Origin of the sequence: Marinifilum sp. RC60d5 (assembly GCF_052400665.1) — a bacterium.
Taxonomy (GTDB): domain Bacteria; phylum Bacteroidota; class Bacteroidia; order Bacteroidales; family Marinifilaceae; genus JBQTGK01.
Map to the genome: position 1 here is coordinate 494,933 of NZ_JBQTGK010000001.1, position 21,246 is coordinate 516,178.

At 32.7% G+C, this 21,246-nt stretch carries 21 protein-coding genes; 11 read left to right on the top strand and 10 right to left on the bottom strand.

Translation table 11 applies throughout. The features are described 5' to 3' along the window. Positions 1-11: 11 nt before the first annotated feature. Complete coding sequence (locus ACT3CE_RS01955) at positions 12-1,202, bottom strand: NADH:ubiquinone reductase (Na(+)-transporting) subunit B (protein ID WP_444708086.1); 1,191 nt, start codon at positions 1,200-1,202, stop codon at positions 12-14. A gap of 23 nt (positions 1,203-1,225) precedes the next feature. Further along, on the bottom strand, positions 1,226-2,581 hold the full coding sequence (locus tag ACT3CE_RS01960) for a Na(+)-translocating NADH-quinone reductase subunit A (RefSeq protein ID WP_444708087.1): 1,356 nt from the start codon (positions 2,579-2,581) through the stop codon (positions 1,226-1,228). Between the two features lie 203 nt (positions 2,582-2,784). Between ACT3CE_RS01960 and ACT3CE_RS01965 the strand changes: the two genes are divergently transcribed. From ACT3CE_RS01965 to bioB, 3 genes are all read left to right on the top strand, one after another. Continuing rightward, positions 2,785-4,074 carry a type IX secretion system plug protein gene (locus ACT3CE_RS01965; protein WP_444708088.1) on the top strand — a complete coding sequence of 430 codons (1,290 nt, stop codon included), beginning with the start codon at positions 2,785-2,787 and terminating at the stop codon, positions 4,072-4,074. Between the two features lie 132 nt (positions 4,075-4,206). After that, on the top strand, positions 4,207-4,566 hold the full coding sequence (locus ACT3CE_RS01970; RefSeq protein WP_444708089.1) for a hypothetical protein: 360 nt from the start codon (positions 4,207-4,209) through the stop codon (positions 4,564-4,566). Positions 4,567-4,577: 11 nt separating this feature from the next. Continuing rightward, entirely contained in the window at positions 4,578-5,546 is a 969-nt protein-coding gene (bioB, locus tag ACT3CE_RS01975) for a biotin synthase BioB (protein WP_444708090.1), read from the top strand. A 44-nt stretch (positions 5,547-5,590) separates the two neighbouring features. Here the strand turns inward: bioB and ACT3CE_RS01980 are convergent, their stop codons facing one another. Genes ACT3CE_RS01980 through ACT3CE_RS01990 form a run of 3 tightly spaced genes read right to left on the bottom strand, consistent with a single transcriptional unit; the run spans position 5,591 to position 8,295 of the window. Next, a complete protein-coding gene (locus ACT3CE_RS01980) occupies positions 5,591-6,283 on the bottom strand; it encodes a LytR/AlgR family response regulator transcription factor (RefSeq protein WP_444708091.1) in 693 nt (230 codons plus the stop codon). Beyond that, positions 6,280-7,341 carry a sensor histidine kinase gene (locus ACT3CE_RS01985; protein ID WP_444708092.1) on the bottom strand — a complete coding sequence of 354 codons (1,062 nt, stop codon included), beginning with the start codon at positions 7,339-7,341 and terminating at the stop codon, positions 6,280-6,282. The genes ACT3CE_RS01980 and ACT3CE_RS01985 overlap by 4 nt, the downstream gene beginning before the upstream one ends. A gap of 39 nt (positions 7,342-7,380) precedes the next feature. Then, positions 7,381-8,295: a hypothetical protein gene (locus tag ACT3CE_RS01990; RefSeq protein ID WP_444708093.1), complete on the bottom strand. Its 915-nt coding sequence runs from the start codon at positions 8,293-8,295 to the stop codon at positions 7,381-7,383. Between the two features lie 274 nt (positions 8,296-8,569). Here ACT3CE_RS01990 and pruA point away from each other — a divergent pair, with 274 nt between their 5' ends. Together pruA and ACT3CE_RS02000 are read left to right on the top strand one after the other, a co-directional pair. Then, complete coding sequence (gene pruA / locus ACT3CE_RS01995) at positions 8,570-10,201, top strand: L-glutamate gamma-semialdehyde dehydrogenase (protein WP_444708094.1); 1,632 nt, start codon at positions 8,570-8,572, stop codon at positions 10,199-10,201. Positions 10,202-10,512: 311 nt separating this feature from the next. Then, complete coding sequence (locus tag ACT3CE_RS02000) at positions 10,513-10,818, top strand: FtsB family cell division protein (protein ID WP_444708095.1); 306 nt, start codon at positions 10,513-10,515, stop codon at positions 10,816-10,818. A gap of 48 nt (positions 10,819-10,866) precedes the next feature. Here the strand turns inward: ACT3CE_RS02000 and ACT3CE_RS02005 are convergent, their stop codons facing one another. Both ACT3CE_RS02005 and ACT3CE_RS02010 read right to left on the bottom strand, forming a co-directional pair. Then, positions 10,867-12,132, bottom strand: coding sequence for a glycosyltransferase (locus ACT3CE_RS02005; protein WP_444708096.1), 1,266 nt, complete (start codon positions 12,130-12,132; stop codon positions 10,867-10,869). A gap of 170 nt (positions 12,133-12,302) precedes the next feature. Then, a complete protein-coding gene (locus ACT3CE_RS02010; RefSeq protein WP_444708097.1) occupies positions 12,303-12,890 on the bottom strand; it encodes an OmpH family outer membrane protein in 588 nt (195 codons plus the stop codon). Between the two features lie 265 nt (positions 12,891-13,155). On the opposite strand from ACT3CE_RS02010, the gene ACT3CE_RS02015 reads away from it, so the two are divergent. Further along, complete coding sequence (locus tag ACT3CE_RS02015) at positions 13,156-14,067, top strand: proline dehydrogenase family protein (protein WP_444708098.1); 912 nt, start codon at positions 13,156-13,158, stop codon at positions 14,065-14,067. 39 nt (positions 14,068-14,106) lie between these two features. On the opposite strand, the gene ACT3CE_RS02020 is transcribed toward ACT3CE_RS02015, so the two are convergent. After that, positions 14,107-14,823: a carboxypeptidase-like regulatory domain-containing protein gene (locus ACT3CE_RS02020; protein ID WP_444708099.1), complete on the bottom strand. Its 717-nt coding sequence runs from the start codon at positions 14,821-14,823 to the stop codon at positions 14,107-14,109. 47 nt (positions 14,824-14,870) lie between these two features. Further along, entirely contained in the window at positions 14,871-15,443 is a 573-nt protein-coding gene (locus ACT3CE_RS02025; protein WP_444708100.1) for a nitroreductase family protein, read from the bottom strand. A gap of 267 nt (positions 15,444-15,710) precedes the next feature. On the opposite strand from ACT3CE_RS02025, the gene ACT3CE_RS02030 reads away from it, so the two are divergent. The 5 genes from ACT3CE_RS02030 to ACT3CE_RS02050 all read left to right on the top strand — a co-directional run bounded on the left by ACT3CE_RS02030 (position 15,711) and on the right by ACT3CE_RS02050 (position 20,336). Then, the gene (locus ACT3CE_RS02030) at positions 15,711-16,712 is read left to right on the top strand and encodes an adenylate/guanylate cyclase domain-containing protein (RefSeq protein WP_444708101.1); all 1,002 of its coding nucleotides are present in this window, start codon (positions 15,711-15,713) and stop codon (positions 16,710-16,712) included. A 21-nt stretch (positions 16,713-16,733) separates the two neighbouring features. Beyond that, positions 16,734-17,618, top strand: coding sequence for a DUF6268 family outer membrane beta-barrel protein (locus tag ACT3CE_RS02035; protein WP_444708102.1), 885 nt, complete (start codon positions 16,734-16,736; stop codon positions 17,616-17,618). A gap of 323 nt (positions 17,619-17,941) precedes the next feature. Further along, entirely contained in the window at positions 17,942-18,904 is a 963-nt protein-coding gene (locus tag ACT3CE_RS02040; protein ID WP_444708103.1) for a hypothetical protein, read from the top strand. Between the two features lie 12 nt (positions 18,905-18,916). Then, positions 18,917-19,867, top strand: coding sequence for a hypothetical protein (locus ACT3CE_RS02045; RefSeq protein WP_444708104.1), 951 nt, complete (start codon positions 18,917-18,919; stop codon positions 19,865-19,867). A 31-nt stretch (positions 19,868-19,898) separates the two neighbouring features. After that, entirely contained in the window at positions 19,899-20,336 is a 438-nt protein-coding gene (locus ACT3CE_RS02050) for a GNAT family N-acetyltransferase (RefSeq protein WP_444708105.1), read from the top strand. Positions 20,337-20,399: 63 nt separating this feature from the next. Here the strand turns inward: ACT3CE_RS02050 and ACT3CE_RS02055 are convergent, their stop codons facing one another. Further along, positions 20,400-20,981 carry a superoxide dismutase gene (locus tag ACT3CE_RS02055; protein ID WP_444708106.1) on the bottom strand — a complete coding sequence of 194 codons (582 nt, stop codon included), beginning with the start codon at positions 20,979-20,981 and terminating at the stop codon, positions 20,400-20,402. Positions 20,982-21,246 lie beyond the last annotated feature (265 nt).

Sequence of the window (21,246 nt, forward strand, 5' to 3'; positions counted from 1 at the left end):
TGATTATTTGATTAAGCTTTAACCTTAACTCGTTTCAATCTTCTTTTGATGTTCCCCTGAACTACATAATGATCGATCAATGGAGCAAATGTGTTCATTAAAAGAATAGCCAACATCATTGCTTCTGGGAAACCTGCATTTACAACACGGATTAATACAGCCAATAAACCTATTAAAAATCCATAAATGTATTTTCCACGAGCAGTTTGAGATCCTGAAACCGGATCGGTAGCCATAAATACAGCTCCAAAAGCAAATCCACCCATAATCAAGTGTTGCCATGCTGGAATATCAGTCATGTAAGCATTAGAACCAATTAAGTTAAAAATTGTTCCCATTACAAAACCACCTGCAAATACCGATAGCATAATTCTCCAACTTGCAATTCCGGTTGCTAATAAAATTACAGCTCCAATAAGAATTGCCAGTGTTGACGTTTCTCCGATTGATCCTGGTATTAAACCAATAAACATATCGTAAGCATTACTTAGATGCTGCTCGATTACGGACTTGGCCATTTCCGAGCCTCCTTCAAAGTCGGCTAGAGTTGCTGCATGAGCTAATGGAGTTGCACCTGAAAAGCTATCTGCTTTTTCAGCAATCCAAACTGCGTCGCCCGACATTTTTGATGGGTAAGCGAAAAAGAAGAATGCACGAGCTATAAGAGCTGGATTCCAAATATTCATTCCTGTTCCACCAAATACTTCTTTACCAATAATTACAGCAAATGCTGTAGATACAGCTACCATCCATAAAGGGGCTCCTATTGGCATTATTAGTGGAATTAACATTCCTGAGACCAAAAATCCTTCGTTTATTTGGTGTCCACGCATTTGTGCAACGGCAAATTCTATTCCCAAACCAACTACGTAGGATACTACAATAACCGGAAGAATTTTAATTAAACCGTAAACAAACATATCAACCAATCCGGTAGTCGCTAATTCGCCAATGGAAAGGAAATGTTGATATCCAATGTTGTACATACCAAACAATAAAGATGGAATTAAAGCCATAACTACGATAGACATGGTACGCTTTAAATCAATTGCATCTTTTATGTGAGATCCAGACTTAGAAGTAACATCAGGAACATACAAAAAAGTTTCAAATCCCTCGAAAGTAGATTGCAACTTCTCGTATTTCCCTCCCTTTAAAAACAAGGGTTTCTTTTTATCAAGAAATTTTCTTAGTGCTTTCATTATATAATATTATCCGTTTTTTCTTAGCTCATTTCCTTAATCATCAAATCAAGTCCTTTACGAACAATGTCTTGTACTTCAATTTTTGATGTACAAACAAAATCGCAAAGAGCAAAATCTTCTGGAGCCACTTCATAAATTCCCAATTGTTCCATTAAATCTACATCTTCAACCAAAATAGATTTGATTAGATGTACAGGAAGGATGTCCATTGGAAAGACTTTATCATATTCGCCTGACACAACAAAAGCGCGATGCTCTCCATGAAGGTTAGCATCTAGTCGGTACTCACGATTTGGAGTTAGCCAGGAAAAGAAAGTTTTCGACATGGAAAATTTCTTTAATCCTGGAAGAGCCCAACCGAAAAATTCGAATTGATCACCTTCTGGAATTACTGTGATTTGAGAATCGTACATTCCCAAATAACCATCTTCGGCAATATGTGTACCGGTTAAAACATTACCCGAAATTACTCGAATTTTCTCATCATCTTTCAATTTCCCTTTTAGAATATTGCGAACAGAAGTTCCAGTAATTGTTTCGAAATAGCAAGGTGTTTTTACCTCTGATCCACAAAGAGCAACTTTACGACTCACATCGTAAATACCTTTATTAAATAAGCGGCCAATGAATACAACTTCCTGTGGTCGAACAACCCAAACTACTTCTCCTTTATTAATAGGATCAAGATGATGAATTTGAACACCTACATTCCCTGCTGGATGAGCTCCTGTAAATTTATTAATACTAACATTTTTTAAATCAGAAACCACTTTCGATTCATTCATGTTAGGATTCACATTTAAATGAACTTTTCCATCGGTTAATTTTGCTAATGCATCGATACCTGCTTGAAAAGTTTTTGCTTCTCCTTCCAAAAGAAAATCAACATCTGCAGCCAGAGGAGCAGTATCAAATGCTGAAATAAAAATTGCTTTAGGTGTTTCCTGAGGGTTCGCAATTACATCGTAAGGACGTTGACGAACAAATGCCCATAAACCACTTTCCAGCAATTCTGCTTTAACTTCTTCGCGCGAAAGACCATTTGGATCAGCTTTTTTAAACTCTTCGTATTGGGTTTCTGCGTCGGCTTGAATTACTACTTCCAAAATCTTTCTTCGTTCTCCTCTGTTTACGGCTATAACCTTACCACTTACCGGAGACGCAAAATTAATTTCAGGGCAATATTTATCGAAGAATAAAGGACTCCCGGCCTTTACTTCGGTATCAACCTTAACTTTTAATTTTGGTGTTAATCCTGGAAAATCGGTAGGTTTAATTGCGTATGTCTCAGAACGATCAGCTTTTTCAAGTACTTTGTCAGCCTTTCCTATCAGCTTAATATCTAAGCCTCTTTTGATCTTTGTAACTTCAGACATGTTAAACTATTTGATTTTATTAATTTCTCAAAATTACTAAATTAAACTCTAATTCATAATAGAACAAGTATACCTACCTGTTCTAAAACGATCGAGTACATGTTATATAATACATGTAAAAATTTCGACCACAAATATATAAAGCAATTTCTACTTTTTTAAAGAATTTGGTTTATTTTTAACCAGTATACATACATAAAACTATGCGTAATATTATATTTATATCTTTAATTATCTGTCTTTTTACCAAGCCTATCGTATTAATTGGGGCAATTCAGGACGAAGATTTCATATACACAAATGAAATTAAGAAGAACAGCATTCACACGGTACAAATTTTTCCGATAGGAGGAGAATTATTAAAACCAATTATTGAATTGAATGGAGATAATCAACTTCTTTTTTCTTTCGATGAAATTAACGAAGACATTCAGGATTATTCCTATAGAATTATTCATTGCGATAAAAACTGGTACTCTTCGCAATTAAGCGAATTCGACTATATTGATGGTTTCACTGAAAATCAAATCAGTAATTACGAACATTCCTTTAATACAAATGTAAACTACGTGCATTATGAGTTAAAAATTCCGAACAATGACATACAACTTAAATTATCGGGAAATTATGCAATAGAAATCTATGAAGATTTTGATCCTGAAAAGGTAATTCTAAGACAACGCTTCATGATTTTAGATACTAAAGTTGAACTGATAGGTGAAATTAAGCACCCCATTGCAATTGATAAAAGAGAAACTCATCAGGAAGTAGACTTTAGTATTCTTCATTCAAATTTTAATATCGATAATCCTCATCTTGATTTACATGTAATTTTAAGTCAGAATGACCGGTTAGATGGAAGCGAGAGAATATTAAAACCGATATTTATTCGTAAAAATGAACTGGTTTTCGATTATGAATCAGAAAATGTTTTTCCCGGGGGAAATGAATTTCGAAACTTTGATTTGAAGAGTTTTAGATATCAAACCCGCTTTATCAGAGAAATATCAAATGTAAATGATACAACAAATGTTCTGCTATCGCCAGGAAATAATCGCCATTTTAAGCAATATATTTTCGATCAGGATATTAATGGTAATTACCTTATTGAAGTACAGGAAAGAGACGAACCAAGCACCGAAGCCGATTATGCTTATATTACTTTTACACTTCCGTTTGATAACGAATTAAAACATGGAGATTTTTACGTGCACGGAAAATTTAATAACTGGCAGTGCAATAATCGCAATAAAATGCACTATGATTTTGATAAAGGTGCCTACATTGCCCGTATATTTTTAAAACAAGGATACTACAATTATCAGTTTGCATTACTTGAGCACAATAACAAAATTCCCGATACAGGATATATTGAAGGCAACCACTGGGAAACCGAAAACAATTATGTGATTTACGTTTACTACCACGATATTGCCTTAAATTACGACATGCTAATAGGTGTTAAAACTTTAAATTCTACTAAGAATTTTTAGAATATCAATTCCTTCTTAATCCTATTTACTAATACAATTCTCAAAAATTGTATTGTAAGACATATATGCCCTTGAATTATTCCCAAAAAGAAATAATATTTTTGAGTCTGAAATATTATTAAATAAATCATTATGACGTCTGCACTAAAAATCAGCAATAAAAAACTGGATTTACAGGTGTTCAAAAGATGGAGCAGGAAATCGTACGCAGCCTTTGCGAGTATGAATAAAGAGATTAAAATCTCCTGCATTAATGCAAGCTATAACTTGCTGATACCATCTAATGAATGCAGTTTTTCCGGATTTTGTTATTTGCCTGAAAACGGACGGGATAAGAATGAAACAGATGAACTGGAAGCTCTGTGTTTCGAGTTTATTGCAATGCTAGCAGTACAAAACGCAAGCAAAAGTGCAATTGGTCGAATAGAATTCTCTAAAAAAGTTAGTAAGGTTCTTTCGACTCATTTTTATTCCCAAAAATTTAAAAATTAAAGAAGCTTATTATGACTGACATTAGAAACAACTGGACCTACGAAGAAGTAAAAAAGATTTATGCCCTTCCACTTTTAGATTTGGTAAATCGCGCATCGAACATTCATCGCAAATACCACGATTCTACAAAAATGAATATGAACACTTTGATTTCGGTTCGCACCGGAGCATGTTCGCAGGATTGTAAATATTGTGCCCAATCATCGCACTATCAAACAGGTGTGAAACCCAAAAAATTAAGCTTAGAAGAAGTTTTAGAAGAAGCTAAATCTGCCAAAGAAAATGGTGTTAAACGTGTATGCCTAAGTTCTTCCGGCAGAGATGGAAATCGCAACGATCGTTTCGACGAGATGGCTAAAATGATTACCGAAGTAAAGAAAATGGGCTTAGAGGTGTGCTGCACCATGGGAATGATTAATAAAGAAAAAGCCAGAAAATTAGCCGATTTGGGAGTTACTGCTGTAAATCACAACTTGGATACTTCGGAAAAATATTATCCAAATATTACCACTACACGCACCTATGCCGAAAGACTAGAAACTCTTGCTAATTTGCAGGAAGCTGGTATTTCCTATTGTTCGGGTGGTATTTTAGGAATGGGAGAAAACGACAACGATAGAATTGAAATGCTTCGTACTTTATCGAACCAGAAAATCCATCCTTATAATGTACCTTTAAACTCATTGGTTCCTGTTAAAGGAACTCCATTTTACGGAAAAGAGACCATTGGTATTTTTGAAATGGTTCGTGCGGTTGCAACAGCTCGTATCCTGATGCCTAAAACCGTAATTGCCTTTGCTGCGGGCAGAACTCATTACAGTCAGGAAGGTCAGGCGCTTTGTTTTCTTGCTGGTGCCAACTCAATTTTCTTTGGTGACAAACTCCTTACCGTTGATAATATGAAAATTAACGAAGATGAGTATCTGTTGAATCAACTGGGATTAACACCGACTGTTTATAAGGAGTTAACTACTTTATAGAAAATAAAATTTTATAAAAGAGATGTACATTGTATATCTCTTTTTTACTTTTCAATTGCACTTTTTAATTCATCGCGATAGCTATTTGCAACAGGAATCATTTTCTGATTTACACAAACCTGATTATTTTCGATATAAGCAATTTTAGAAATATTAATAATAAATGATCGGTGAACACGCAAAAACTCTGAGTCCGAAAGTTTCATCCTGAAACTCTTTAGCGTATCGTGAACAACAATACAATCCTCATCGCGATACAATTTTAAATAATCACCATCCGATTCTATATAATTTAGTTCGCTCGTTTTTATTATATAGCTTTTCTTATTTGATTTTACCACAAGAGTTTTATTTGTTATGGGTTTTTGTAAAGACAAAAATTTATTCACTGCTTTTAAAAATCGATTAAAAGAAAATGGTTTCAAAAGATAATCCAAAACATTAAGATTAAATCCTTCAACGGCATACTCGGGATAGGCTGTTGTAAAAATTACTTTGGGCAGTTCATCTAAACTTTTAAGCCACTCAACACCATTTAATTTTGGCATATTGATATCCAAAAATATAAGATCAATTTTTTTATCGAGCAAAATGGTATTTGCCTCAATGGCATCTTTACAAATATCTATTAATATTAACTGCGGACAATCCTTAATATAAGATTCCAAAATTTCCTGCGATAAGGGTTCATCTTCAACAATCAGACAGGTATAAGTATTTTCCTTAATGGTGTTCATTTTAGATTTAGGTTTAGTTTCAGACTTACGCTAAATTCCTCTTTGTTTTGGCTAAGATCTAAACTGTATTGATCCTGGTAAAACAATTGAAGTCGACTCTTTACATTCTCAATTCCGAATCCTCCCATTCCGCCAATTTCCCTTCCTGCTTTAATTGGGATGGAATTTTTCAATTGCATTTCTAAACTCTCCTCTTCAATTTTTATCGATAAATCGATGATATTTGTATCGTTTTGATTCATTCCTCCATGCTTAAAACTATTTTCGATAAAGGGAATTAAAAGAAAAGGAACAATCTGATGAGAATTTAACTCTCCCCTAATTTCATATTTAATCCTGGTAGTTTTATCGCATCGCAATTTTTGCAATTCCAGGTAATTCACAATATAATCCAATTCCTTATTTAAGGGTACCAATTTATCTTTGGTATCGTAAATCATATATCGCATTAATGCTGATAACTTTAGAATGTATTCGGGTGTTTCATCGGCTTTTTTTCTTGCCAATCCGTAAAGCGAAGTCAAATTATTAAACAAAAAATGTGGATTGATATTCGATTTTAATGCTTTAAGTTCGGTCTCGGCTTGTGCCCGCTTTAAAGTTTCCAGTTCTTTTTCGGTTTCTAAAACCTGAAACCACGATTTCGAGAGTTTCAGCAATGTACTTAATGCAATATACACAAGACTGAACTTAAGTAAATCATCTATTTCATACGAGGATATAAAAAAATAATCGGGCACAATTATATCACTCAGTTTCTCGAAAGTAAATTGATTAATTATCGCTGTAACATACCACAGCACAATTAATCCAATAAAATACAAAACATACTTTTCTTTTTTTAGGAATAATTGAATCAATACAGCAGTATTTAAGTAAACACCAAATACTAAACTGATATGAAAAAGCAATGTGTATACAATATCTATATCCGATATTTCATCCTCAAAAGCAAAGAATTGAACCAAGACATAGAAAGAAGTCATCCAAAACAAAATATGCTGTAATATTCTGTTTTGAATAAACTTACTAATGCTATTTTTAATTCGATCGATCATTTATTTCTTTTATTGAGAATCAGACTTTAAATCGGAATCTTATTTTTCCTCTCTTTTCAATATTAAGGCCTCATCAGGATCGTTAAACATCTTTGTATCGGCAAACTTGATCAGGAATTTTTGAATGTCCCGGGTTTTTGCGGTAATAATAATTTCATTATCCCTTTCTACATGTTCAATCCTAATTTTTTTATTTTTCATTAAATCCTCGAAATCATCATACTCAATTGCATTAACTTTTAACTCATCTTCACTTAAATCTAGTTTTAAAAAACCATGCGCACGAATAGTTAAACCTCTAATATAACTTTCGAGACGCTTTTCTAATGCTTTCTCATTAGGAATTACATCTAAAAAATAATGACCATCGAGTTTTGATAATCTTCCATCCATAATACAAGTATCCCTCTTGGTAATCATTTTAATCTGATAATGCTTTCTCAATTGAGGATTAAAAAAATAACGTTCCTCTTTGTTCATTTGATCCTTATCTTTACAACTATTTCTATCGCCTCCTTCAAAAAATGCATTCTCCTCATCTGTTGTTATTTTCTTCTTTTTACCACCTACTCCATTAAAGAATGCTTCCTCTTTGCTCATTTGCTCTTTATCTTCACTGCTACTTTTATTGTTTCCTTCAAAAAATTCTTCTTCCTTTAATTTTGAGTTATGCTTAATTGCATACTTAATTTCTTTTAAATCAACTTTATCTGAACCAAATTTATCAGTGGAGTTAAGTACGATATTTTCATTCTCTAATGAATCAACAATTGTTGTAATTTCATATCGCTCATTATCTTTACTTATCCACATTCCATCCAATTCATCCAAATGTACTCTATCATTATCGGTATACAAAGGATATAAAGAACTCACCACACAAGATTGAGTAACAAAGAGAATTAGTAGAAACAAACAACTTAGCTTAAAAATTTTATTATGCTTTGTTTTCATGATAGTTTAATTTTAGTAAATATAGATTTTTAAATCCGCGGAGATCTTTATTATCTGTTATCAAAATAAGAAAAAGCAAAAATCATTTTCAAATTCTTTCGATGTTTACATCTTAAATATCGGTAGAAAACTTCGATATTTCGATTTCCCAGATATCGCGTATCAATAAAAATTAAAGCATGATAATCCTCATAAATCAATCGCTCTTTTTTTTATAAATTTGTTGAGAGTGTAAAAAAAATCAATAAAAATTAACCCTTAAACATATATTATCATGCCAAAAGGTATATACAATGTTCCGGTTGCAAGTAACGAGCCAATTTTCTCGTATGCACCAGGAAGTCCGGAGAGAGCTGAATTACAAGCTACCATTAAAAAAATGCGTGCTGAAGAAATTGATGTACCAATGTACATCGGTAGCGAAGAAGTAAGAACAGGCGATAAAAGATCAATGAATCCCCCTCACGATCATAAGCATTTATTAGGATATTATCACCAGGGTGGTAAAGAACACGTTCAAATGGCTATTGATGCTGCTTTAGCAGCTAAACCTGCATGGGAAAACCTTGCATGGGAGCATCGTGCTTCTATCTTTTTAAAAGCTGCTGAATTAATTTCTGGTCCTTACCGCATGAAAATTAATGCTGCTACTATGTTGGGACAATCGAAAAATGCATTTCAGGCCGAAATCGATTCTGCTTGCGAAATTGCTGATTTCCTACGTTTCAATGTTCAGTACATGACTGAAATTTACAAACAACAACCTGTTTCTTCGAAAGGTGTTTGGAACCGAGTTGAACAGCGTCCTTTAGAAGGATTTATCTTTGCATTAACTCCTTTCAACTTTACTGCCATTGCTGGTAACCTTCCTTCTGCTCCTGCCATGATGGGAAATACTGTTGTTTGGAAACCATCGAAAACTGCAGTTTATTCGGCTCAGGTTTTAATGGAAATTTTCAAAAAAGCTGGTGTTCCTGATGGAGTAATCAATCTGGTTTATGTATCGGGACCCGATGCTGCTGATGTCATTTTTAACTCTCCTGATTTTGCTGGTATTCACTTTACTGGTTCAACCGGAGTATTCCAAAATATCTGGAAAACCATTGGTAACAACATTCACAAATACAAAACTTACCCACGTATTGTAGGTGAGACAGGTGGTAAAGATTACATTTTCATGCATCCAACTGCTAATGCAGTTGATGTAGCTACCGGAATTGTTCGTGGTGCTTTCGAATTTCAGGGACAAAAATGTTCTGCTGCTTCGAGAGCTTATGTTCCTGCCAGCAAGTGGGATGAGGTATTGAAGTTAGTTCAGGAAGATTTAGCTGAGATTAAAATGGGTGGAACCGAAGATTTTACAAACTTCCACAATGCAGTTATCGACGAAACTTCTTTCGATAAATTAGCTGCTGCAATCGAAGATGCAAAAGCTTCTGCTGATGCTGAAATTGTAGCGGGTGGTACTTATGACAAATCAGTTGGATACTTTATTGCCCCAACAGTAATTCGTGCGAAAAAAGCCAATTACATTAGCATGGAAGAAGAGCTATTCGGCCCGATAATCACCATCTTTGTTTACGACGACGATAAAGTAGATGAAACTTTGGATATTTTGGATCAAACTTCGATGTATGCATTAACAGGTGGTATTTTTGCCAACGATCGTTATGCTATTGAAAAATTAGTAAAACGCTTAACTCATACTGCTGGTAACTTCTATATTAACGACAAGCCAACTGGTGCTGTTGTTGGTCAACAGCCTTTCGGCGGATCAAGAGGTTCTGGTACTAATGATAAAGCTGGATCAATGATTAACCTACTTCGCTGGGTTTCTCCACGAACAATTAAAGAAACATTTGTTCCTCCAGTTGATTATATGTATCCAAACTTTTTGGAAGATTAAAATTATAGATGTGAGGTAGGAGATATAGATAAAAGATGCAAAATAATATCGATTACCTCACGTTTTTATAGTTTATTTTGAATAAGCAACGATCGTAAAATTCTACGGTCGTTTTTTTATTTTTAGACACAGATTTATATGATATTTATGATTCTCGCAGATTTCTAATTGCTAAATAACTTTGCGACTATGTATCTTAGCATTTAATTACTTGAGAAAATTTAAAATCAGTAATAATTCTAATTTACACAATCACCAATTAACTTTTTACTGTTATTCTTTATTTGTAATTTAGCGCGAAAGACGAAACAATGATTCTTAAACTGGCAAAAAAATATATCCCCAAATTAATCAGGAGTAAATACACAATTACCTTCCTAATTTTTTTTGTATGGTTACTTTTCTTCGACCATCATTCGATTGTAGATAGAAAAATAAATCAATCAAAAATTGAATCATTAGAAAAAGAAAAAGCCTACTTTATCAAGAAAATTGAAACTGATAGCAAGAAAATTCACGAGCTTAAAACCAACCGTAAAAACCTGGAGAAATTTGCTCGCGAACAATACCTTATGAAAAAGAAAAATGAGGATATTTTTATCGTGATTGAAAAATAAGTTATCTTGTTTTTACATACTGTAAAAATTAGTCTCTCATTTATTAATTTATTTTTTCTCGTAATCTCTGTAGATCTCTAACAATTCTTTAGCTGTATAGATTCCTTTGGTATCTATTCCTAAATCGCTTAACAACTGTTTTGAACACATCACAATACTTTCTTCATCGATAAATTGTTCGTGAACATTATTCAGATATTTTAAGACTTTAAAGGCATTAAAGGCAGCAAAAAATTTCTTTCTGAAAGTTTCTATCGAAGCACAATTCTTATTTATTTCGTTTAAAGATTCGAAAAAATTATCTTCTTTCAGATAACTACGAACCGAACCAGGAAGTTTCACCAGTAATTCATGCAAATAGGTATCATAATCGACACCAAAGAAATCATCGATTTTATCGAAAAAAGCCTTTAAATCTTTAAAAGCAGAATAATTATAGGTTTGATAATCTGTAATTCCCTCATCAATAAAAACAGAAACTGCTTTTCCAGTACCAAAAGGAACACGATCCGAAATTCGGGGCGAGGGAATCACTCTTGTGGTTTTAATTTCGTAAAATTTACCCAGCGGAATTATTTTTTGCAGAAAATAGAAATCTTCACCAGCCTGCCGGCGATTCATACCACCTTGTTTAATATATGCACTGGCCGAAACGGCAAAGCTGGAACCTACTGTATGAAATGCATGCGGATGACCAGCATAACGCATGGCCAACATGTAATATCTTAGATACAGCTCGTACTGCGCAATTGCATCGTATATTTCACTATCGAACTCATCTCCTTCCAATGGATGCTCGTAGAAAATATTAGCACCATTTGCTTTCGGATACTTTTTAAATAACTTTTCAATTTCGATCAGGTAATTGGCATCGCAAGCCGAATCGGCATCAAAACCAGTAATAATTCCATTAGCCTTGTCAATTTTATTAAATCGGCTTACCGCCTCATCCATTGCAATTTTTCTTGCAAAACCAACTCCTGCAAATTTCTTAGGCAAGTTGGCCTGATGTATTAAATAAAATTTTAAAATTTCATCCTGATGCTCTCTTATCCAAGCCTTTGCGTCGCTAATTGTTTTCTTATTTTGATCGAGAGCTTTCTGTGGTGTTTGCTCTCCCGAATTCACAATAACAATTACCTCAACCTCATTAGCTGGACGATCACAATTCCACAGTGCCTCTAAACTTGGTATTAAATCAGGTTCATCGTAACAGGGAATGGTTATAATCATATTAAGTTTCTCAGAAACCGGATCCGAAATATATTCAGGATACATTCGTTGTTTCTTAAGATATTTATCTGCAAAAGCCATTTTTCTTATTTACTATGAGGTATAAAATTTTGAACTGAGACACACAATTAGATTAGAATAATCTACAAATATTATGTCTGACATCTCAAATCATTTAAAAAAACAAATATATAAAAAAGGGCAGATAGCTAGTTATGCTTATCTGCCCAAATATTATTAAGATCTCCTGCTTATTTAGCTTCCGGAGTATATCTTGCGTTTAAACCATCAAGAACTTCTTTGGTAATATCTAATCCATCTTTCGATAATAATACATTACCCCCTTTGGTAGTACTTAAAATTAAGCTATAGTTATGAGTTGAATTGTACTCTATTAAATAATTGGTTACGCTATCGAATAAACGCTTACTATTCGCATTTTGCTCACCCATTAATTCAGCGCTTAACTCTCGATCTAACTGCTGTAAATTTTGTTGCTTGGCAATTAATTTTTGCTGTGCTTCTTCTGCTCTCTTGCGAGTTAGGAAACCATTGTTCTGAACTTTACGCTGAAACTCCATAGCTTCTTTCTCTAATTTCTGAGCTTTAAAGTTAAAATCGGTTCTCGAGTCTTCTTGTTTTTTTAGAAATTTCTCGTTTAAATCGCGAGAAAAGTTATAGTTATTAAGCAATGAATCTGTGTTGATGTACACTACAGCACCTTCGCCTGCTACCGATTTAACTTCTTGAGAATCATTATTGCCAGAGAATTGTACAAAGTAAAGAATAGCAACAGCAACAACCAAGACTGCATTTAATGCAATAGATAAATTTTTCATAGGTATTTTAGAATTTAATTTTCATGTTTTATTAAGATATCAGTAATTATTTGCCAATATCACGACTTTTTGATTTTGCCTAACAAATATAGTTTTAAAAAGGAGACAAAAAAATACTTCTTCAAGCAAAATTAAAATCTATCAAATGCACAGCCTACCTAAACAAGGTAAATTTTATATGCTGATAAACATCATTCTTTTTTTTCTTAATACTGATTACATTGTCATCAGGAAATAAAACCATAACCCTTTAAAACTATAACCAATGTTCAACAAATTAATAGCGGCAAGCCTCCCATATATGCCAAAAAAATTAGTTTGGATGTTTTCCAAACGATACATTGCAGGAGAAACAATAGACGATGCAGTAAGAGAATCGAAAAAATTAAACGATCAAGGCATTAAAGTTACTGTTGACTTATTAGGTGAATTTATTACCAATTTAGATGAAGCCACCGAAAATAAAGAATCATACCTAAAAATTATAGAAACGTTTGAAACCAATAAAATAGATGGTAATTTTTCTGTAAAACCCACTTTCTTTGGTTTATTAATAGATGAAGAAGCCTGCTACCAAAATATAAGAACTATTGTAGCTAAAGCTGCAGAATACAACAATTTTATTCGTGTGGACATGGAGGATTCTCCCTGCGTTGATCAGGAAATAAAAATTTTTAGAAGACTGAAAGCAGAATTTCCTAAAAATGTTGGACTGGTTGTTCAAGCTTATTTAAAAAGAACATATAGTGATTTGCAAAATATGATGGATTTACAAAATGGTTCCTCAAATTTAAATTATCGCTTGTGCAAAGGTATTTATGTTGAATCTCCTGAAGTTGCATATAAAAAATATGAGGAAATTAACGATAACTATGTGAAAGATCTGGATTTTATTTTCCAAAATAAAGTTTATCCTGGGATTGCAACTCACGATAAGCCCTTAGTTGAAAGTGCTTATAAATTAATTGAAAAATATAATGTCCCTAAAGATCAATACGAATTTCAGATGCTTTACGGGGTAACTCCCGACCTAAGAAAATCGATTGTAGATAAAGGTCATACCATGAGAGTTTACGTTCCTTTTGGTAAAGACTGGTTTGGATACTCTACCCGAAGATTAAAGGAGAATCCAAAAATGGCTTCCTTAATTATTAAAGCTCTTTTTAAAAGAGGCTAATAAAAAAGCGGTGAACATTCACCGCTTTTTTATATCTCTTTAATTTTCAGAATCTTTAATTCCGTATCTATACATCTGTTTTAGTGTAGTAATTTCTTTATCGGTAATCAGGTTATCAGGAATTTTAAGTTGTCTTTTTCTTTTCATTCGTCTTACTTCAGGTAATGTTCTTGTCGTACTTACCCCAACAATCATTTCCTGGGGAACCATTGTTTTATGCTGATTCTCGATTACGTGCTGATTAATTAGCATATCGGTATTCGCTTTAGCATCCATTTTATCTGGGCTAGTCGTTAAAGCTTGATAAGTAGCCGAATTAACATTATTTTTTGCTCTTACATATTCTGGGGTGTTAACTTTTGCATTAATAAAGGCCTCCTTAAAGTTACCAAAACGCGGCAAAATTAAGACTTCCTGCAAAGCAACAGTATCCTTTGCCATAAACACTCCAAACAAATAAGTTTCCTGTTTTAAACTATCGTTGATAACCACGCGCACATCATGATACCCTACATAAGAATAGTTTATTGTATCGCCGGCATTTACCCAAAACGAAAACCTCCCAAAGGCATTCGAAGTTCCTGCTTTCTCCTTATTTACCCTAAAATGCGTATATGGTAAAGGAGTTAACTCCTTCTGATCCATTACCGCTCCGGTAAAAAATATCGAGTCTGTTCTTAATTTCTGTGCCGAAACAAAATTGGAAATTAATAACAGACAAACTACGGTAAAACAGCAAACACCAATTTTTTTCATCTGATAATATTTTAATGAACCTACTATACAAACTTCGGAATATTTAATTACAATTCTTCCAATATTATTTCATCAAGACTTCTTTTAGGAACATAATGCACTCCTTTTTCATCTCTCCAATATTTAATATCTCCCTGCTTCATTTCTGTAATAACAACTTTTTCTTTTGGTTTTCCCAAAGCAATAACCTGTATTATTTTGTGGCCCTCTTTTATTTTTAAAATATCTCGTAACTTTTTATCGTTAAAAGCACGCAAAATACAGCCACCAAAACCACTTTCAACAGCTCCCAATAGTAAACTTTGAGCTGCGATTCCATCGTCGCTAAAGTAGTTTTTACCTAACTCCTCATCATTTAACATGATTACATAAGCAGCAGGTCTTTCTCCTTTAACCGGTCCATCCCATTCTTTTAAATATCCTGCCCAGGCAAGAGTTTCAAAAACTTCGTTCCTTTTATCTTCTGATAATACAATTTTGTATTTTAAAGTCTGAGCATTTCTACCCGAAGCACTTAATCGAGCAAAATTAATCCATTCCTTAAGTTCTAACACTGAAATTTTTTGATCTTCAAAAAATCTTCGATAGCTACGATTATTTACGAATAAATCTTTTAACATTATTTAATATTAAATATAACTTTAACATGTTTTATTTGTACACCAAACCAGGGATACACTACAGCTTAAAATAATTGATTTTTCTTTATTCATCAAAGAAATTAACAATTCTATTTTATATTTATTTTAAATACACTTTTAAATCTAACCCTAACGTCTGTTTATCAAATGATTAATCTTAAAAAATCTACAAAAGATAAAATAAAAAGTTTTCTTAGAATTAATGCAATTTGGATTATTTTCATATATCTATGGAGCTTTTTACAGATGAATCCGGAAATAGATATACCAGTTGAACTTCAAGATCCAATTAAAGATAGAATGAAAGGTTTAAATCTTTTATTGGCAGGTCTTTTAATGGGTACCATATTTAGCCTGCTTAATATGAGAATTCAGAAAAAGCAGGATAAATTACGTAAACAATCTTATGGTAGAATTATTATATCTTATAGTATTACACATATATTACTTACCATTTTTAGTGTTTTTTCAATAGGTTTACTTTCTCAATATATTTTTGCTGGAGAAATAACTCAACTCGACATATTAAAGATTAAGGCATTTGTTAAATCCGGTAACTTCGTTAAAATTTTAATTTATACTTACTTAATAAGTTCTGGTATTATTTTAATGCAAATTATCGATCAAAAATTTGGTCCGGGAGTACTAATCGACTTACTATTAGGAAAGTTTCGCAACCCAAAAGAAACCAAGCTGGTATTTTTATTTATGGACCTAAAATCATCAACTACTTATGCCGAGAAACTAGGTCATAAAAAATACAGCCAGTTAATTCAAGATTGTTTTACCGATTTAACAAATGCAGTAAAAGAATACGATGCAACTATTTATCAATACATTGGCGATGAGGTGGTATTAATGTGGCCATATAAGGAAGGAATAAAAAATCTAAACTGCGTTAAAGTATTTTATCGATTTAAAGAACTTATTGAAAAAAAATCGGACTACTATAAAAATACTTATGGTTTTACACCAAAATTTAAAGCCGGTTTAAATGGTGGTACACTTATGGCTGCAGAAGTTGGAGTTGTTAAACGTTCCATAGCTTTCCATGGCGACGTAATTAATACTGCTTCGAGAATTCAGGGTTTGTGTAATTCATTTGAGGAAGAATTTTTAGCCTCAAAATTAATTGTTAGCGATTTAGAAAATCAAAACACATTCAAGTATCAATTTATCGATAACATTCAGTTAAAAGGTAAAAAAGAAAAGGTAAATATCTTTAAAATAAACAAATCCCACTCGTAATTGTTTATATAAATTTTATACATGGTAAAAAAAGTAATTGTTTTATTCATCGTTTTACTCAACATCTGTTACATTACAAAAGCTCAACTGAATAAAGAGAAATTTGGTGCCGATTATACATTCATCGGAAAAGGAAGTTCAAATAAAGGAGGCGATGTCTCTTTTGAAAAATATGACTTTCGCATTAGTTTTCCTAAAAAACTATCGAAATCGAGAACATTGATATTTCACAAATTAGAATATGCAAAAACAAATATTGACTACGGAACTACATTAAAAACAAATAACGAAATAGAAAATTTCCATTCTGTTTCCTATACTTTAGGATTTTCAAAACCAATAAAAAAAGATTGGTTTCTTACTGCATTCATAAGTCCTAGCATAGCATCGAACTTCGAATCATCTATAAATTTTGATGAATTAAACCTTTTTGGAATGGTATTACTAAGCAAACCCATAAATAAAAAGAAGAATTTGATTTTAAGTTTGGGAGCACTTTATTCTAACACATTAGGTTTTCCGGCACCCATTCCTGTTGCAAGCTTAATGTGGAAAGCAAACAAAAAATGGACTCTCAGCCTTGGGTTTCCAAGATTCGATATCAATTATAAAGCTAGTAAATTAACAGCTTTGGGAATAAATTTGATAATGGCAGGTGAAAACTTTACATTAAGCAAGGATATTGCTTACGATAACACAAACAAAAAATTTGATAACATAAGAATAAGAAATATTGGAGGCGCATTATATCTCAATCAAAAAATTTCTAAAATGATTATGCTTAAAGTAAATTCTGGATATACTTTTAGTAGAAATTTTGAATTTAATGATGGTTCAGATTCAGTTATCGATTTTGATTTAGATAACAACATCTATATTAAAGCCGGCATCTCAATTGGCATCTAAAACTTTTAGTTTAATAAAAATTAGAATCTCCAATATATCTCTTGATTATTGGAGATTTTTTTATCAAATAAGTTTAAGATTACCTAATAATCAAGATATTCCATTCATTTTATATTTTGCCTGTGTTCTTTTTTTTATCTAAATTAATACAAATAAGCACCAATAATTATTCTGTAGCTGGTAATTTAAATTTTATCTTAGGTATAAATATCAAATAAATTAAGAACAAAAATTCATAGCTGGCTATTTAATTTTATTACAGATATAGTTCACAAATACTATTGTTTAAACATCGTTTTTTTAGGGTATAAAATGTTTTCAGAATGTTTAAATGGAAAAAACTAGGACGAATTTTTAATCCAACAAACGTAAAAAATGTTTATTGGATAAATGAGTTTGCGCAGGCTCCTTCTGTATTAATTTTTAAAGATTTTATTCGTATCTACTTCTCATCTCGTCCAAAACCAAACAATAAAAAGCAGTACCTAAGCTATACCGGATTTCTCGATTTAAATAAAAACAACTTATTCGATATAATTAATATTGCAAGTCACCCAATTTTACCTTTGGGACATAAAGGAAGCTTCGATGAATTTGGTATTTATCCTACATCAGTAATTCAAAATAATGATGAAATAATAGCCTATTATGCTGGTTGGACCAGATGTGAATCGGTTCCCTTCAATGTAGCCATAGGAATGGCAAAAAGTACAAATGGAGGAAAAACATTCACAAAAATAGGCAACGGACCCGTTTTATCTTACAGTTTAAATGAACCTTTTGTTTTAAGCGGCCCAAAAATCAGACGATTTAACAATCAATGGTATCTTTTCTATATTGCCGGATGCAAGTGGATTCCGAACAAGGGAAAACCTGAACCTGTTTATAAAATTCGGATGGCAAGATCTGCCGACGGAATTAACTGGATAAAAGAAAATCGGGATCTCATCGAAAATAAAATTGAAGAAAATGAAGCACAGGCAAGTCCTGATGTGTTTTTTTACGATAACAAATATCACATGTTCTTTTGTTATCGCAACAGCTTAAATTTCAGAGGTAAAAATGGCGGATACAGAATTGGTTATGCTTCTTCCAATGATTTACTGCACTGGACCCGGAACGACAATAAAGCTGGAATTACAATCTCCGAGCAGGGATGGGATTCGGAAATGATAGCTTACCCTCATGTATTTGAACTGGATGAAAAAATATATATGCTATACCTTGGAAACTCGGTAGGAAAATATGGATTTGGAATAGCAGAACTGGAAGAATACTCAAAATAACAGGTAGAACGTATGAAATGGAAAAAACTAGGAAAAATATTCGACCCCAGAGATCATAAACTACCCAATAATTGCAAAGAGTTTGCTCAATCTCCTCAGGCTTTGGTTTTTGATAATTTTGTGCGCATCTATTTCTCATGCCGCGAAAAAGATTGGAATGGCAAATTCATAAGTCATATTGCATTTGTCGATTTTGATAAAGATTTCAAGAATATTATTGCTGTTTCTAAGCAAAAAGTTATCGACAGAGGAAAACTTGGATGTTACGATGAACATGGTATTTTCCCTCTTAATATCTTTCGCGATAAGGATAAAATATTCGGCTACATTGGTGGCTGGACCAGAAGAGTTTCCGTTTCTGTTGATACTTCAATTGGCATTTCGGAGAGTAAGGACAATGGATTAACATTTAAACGATTAGGAGATGGACCTGTAGTAAGTTCATCCCTACACGAGCCTTTCCTTGTTGGAGATCCCTTTGTTGCAAAATTCGACAATCTTTATTATCTCTGGTATATTTATGGTGAAAAATGGATAGATGGAGACAGCGAACATGCCGAACGAATTTACAAAATAGCTTATGCCACTTCAAAAGACACCATAAATTGGGAAAAACAACATAAAAAGCTTATAACAGATCGCTTAAACAATAACGAATGTCAGGCCTTACCAAGTGTTATTTTTCACAAAAACAGATATCACATGATATTTTGTTATCGCCAGGCCATCGATTTTAGAAATAACCATAAAAATGCTTATCGCTTAGGATATGCTTACTCTAAAGATTTAAAAAACTGGATTAGAGATGATGAAAATTTAGGAATTGATGTATCGAAAAATGGCTGGGATTCTGAAATGATGGCCTACCCAAATATTTTTCACTGTAACAACAAAGTATACCTGCTTTATAATGGTAATAATTTTGGGCGTTTCGGTTTTGGCATCGCTGTGCTGGAAGAATAATTTATTTTAGTAAAAAAATATTAATTTAATCATGATAGAATATAAAACAAAAACTGCCAATAGTACAGATATTTTAGCACATCTAGATACATGTAAAAATCTTTTTATACCTCCTCTTGATCAAACAGTTAATCTCGAAGAATATTCCGATAAAATTTACAAAAACTCAATTACTTTTGAAGCCTGGCACAATAAAATATTAGTTGGACTAATAGCCACTTACTTTAACGATAAACAAAAAATAAACTCATTTATCACCAATGTCAGTGTACTCAAAAAATTTAATGGCCGAGGAATAGCCGGGGAATTAATGAAGGCTTGCATGGCCTATGCTCAAAAAGAATCTTTTAAAGAAATACAACTTGAAGTGAATAAGAACGCAATAGAAGCAATTCATATTTATGAAAAATTTGGCTTACAGAAACATTGCATAAAAAATCAGAATATCATAATGAAATACAATTTTTAAAAATTTAGGCCTTAAAAAAGCCAGTACTAAAAAATTAATACTGGCTTTTATTCATACCGGGCTTTACGCCTCAAATCGTTTCTCTACAATATCCCAATTAATTACGTTCCAGAAATTCTCAATGTATTTCGGACGAGCATTTTGGGTATCCAAATAGTAAGCATGTTCCCACACATCCATTGTTAAAATTGGCTTAAAACCATCTCTTAAAGGATTACCTGCATTTGATGTTTTCATGATAACCAATTTTCCACCTGCATCAATAGCTAACCAAGCCCATCCCGAACCAAAAAGAGTAGCTCCAGCTTTCGCAAATTCATCTTTAAAAGCTTCGAATGATCCAAAAGTTGAAAGCAAAGCTTCCTTTAATTTGCCTTTAGGTTCTCCGCCTCCATTGGGTTTTAATGCCTCAAAATAAAAGGTATGATTATAGGTTTGAGCACCATTATTAAAAATTCCACCTTCAGAATTCTTTACGATATCGTCGAGACTCGCATTTTCAAAGGCTGTTCCTTTAATAAGATTATTAAGATTATTAATATATGCCTGATGATGTTTCCCATAGTGGAACTCCAATGTTTTCTGGCTTATATACGGTTCTAACTCATTTAATTTGTACGGTAATACTGGTAGTTTGTGTTCCATAATTTTACTTTTTTATTTAAGCTTTAATTTCACAATAAAAATTCAGAAATTCAATTAAAAAGCAAAAAAAAGCCGATCCTAAATTTAGAATCGGCTTCAAAATCAAAAAAACAATAAACAAAACTAATCCTGAAAGCGTTTTATCGCTTTCTCCCAATTAATCACTTCTCGAAAATGAGATGCAATCAAAATTTCTATTCAAATAATAATAAAGTAAGATATCTGCTAATACTAAAATTATTTGCGTTTTCAACAAAACTAATTT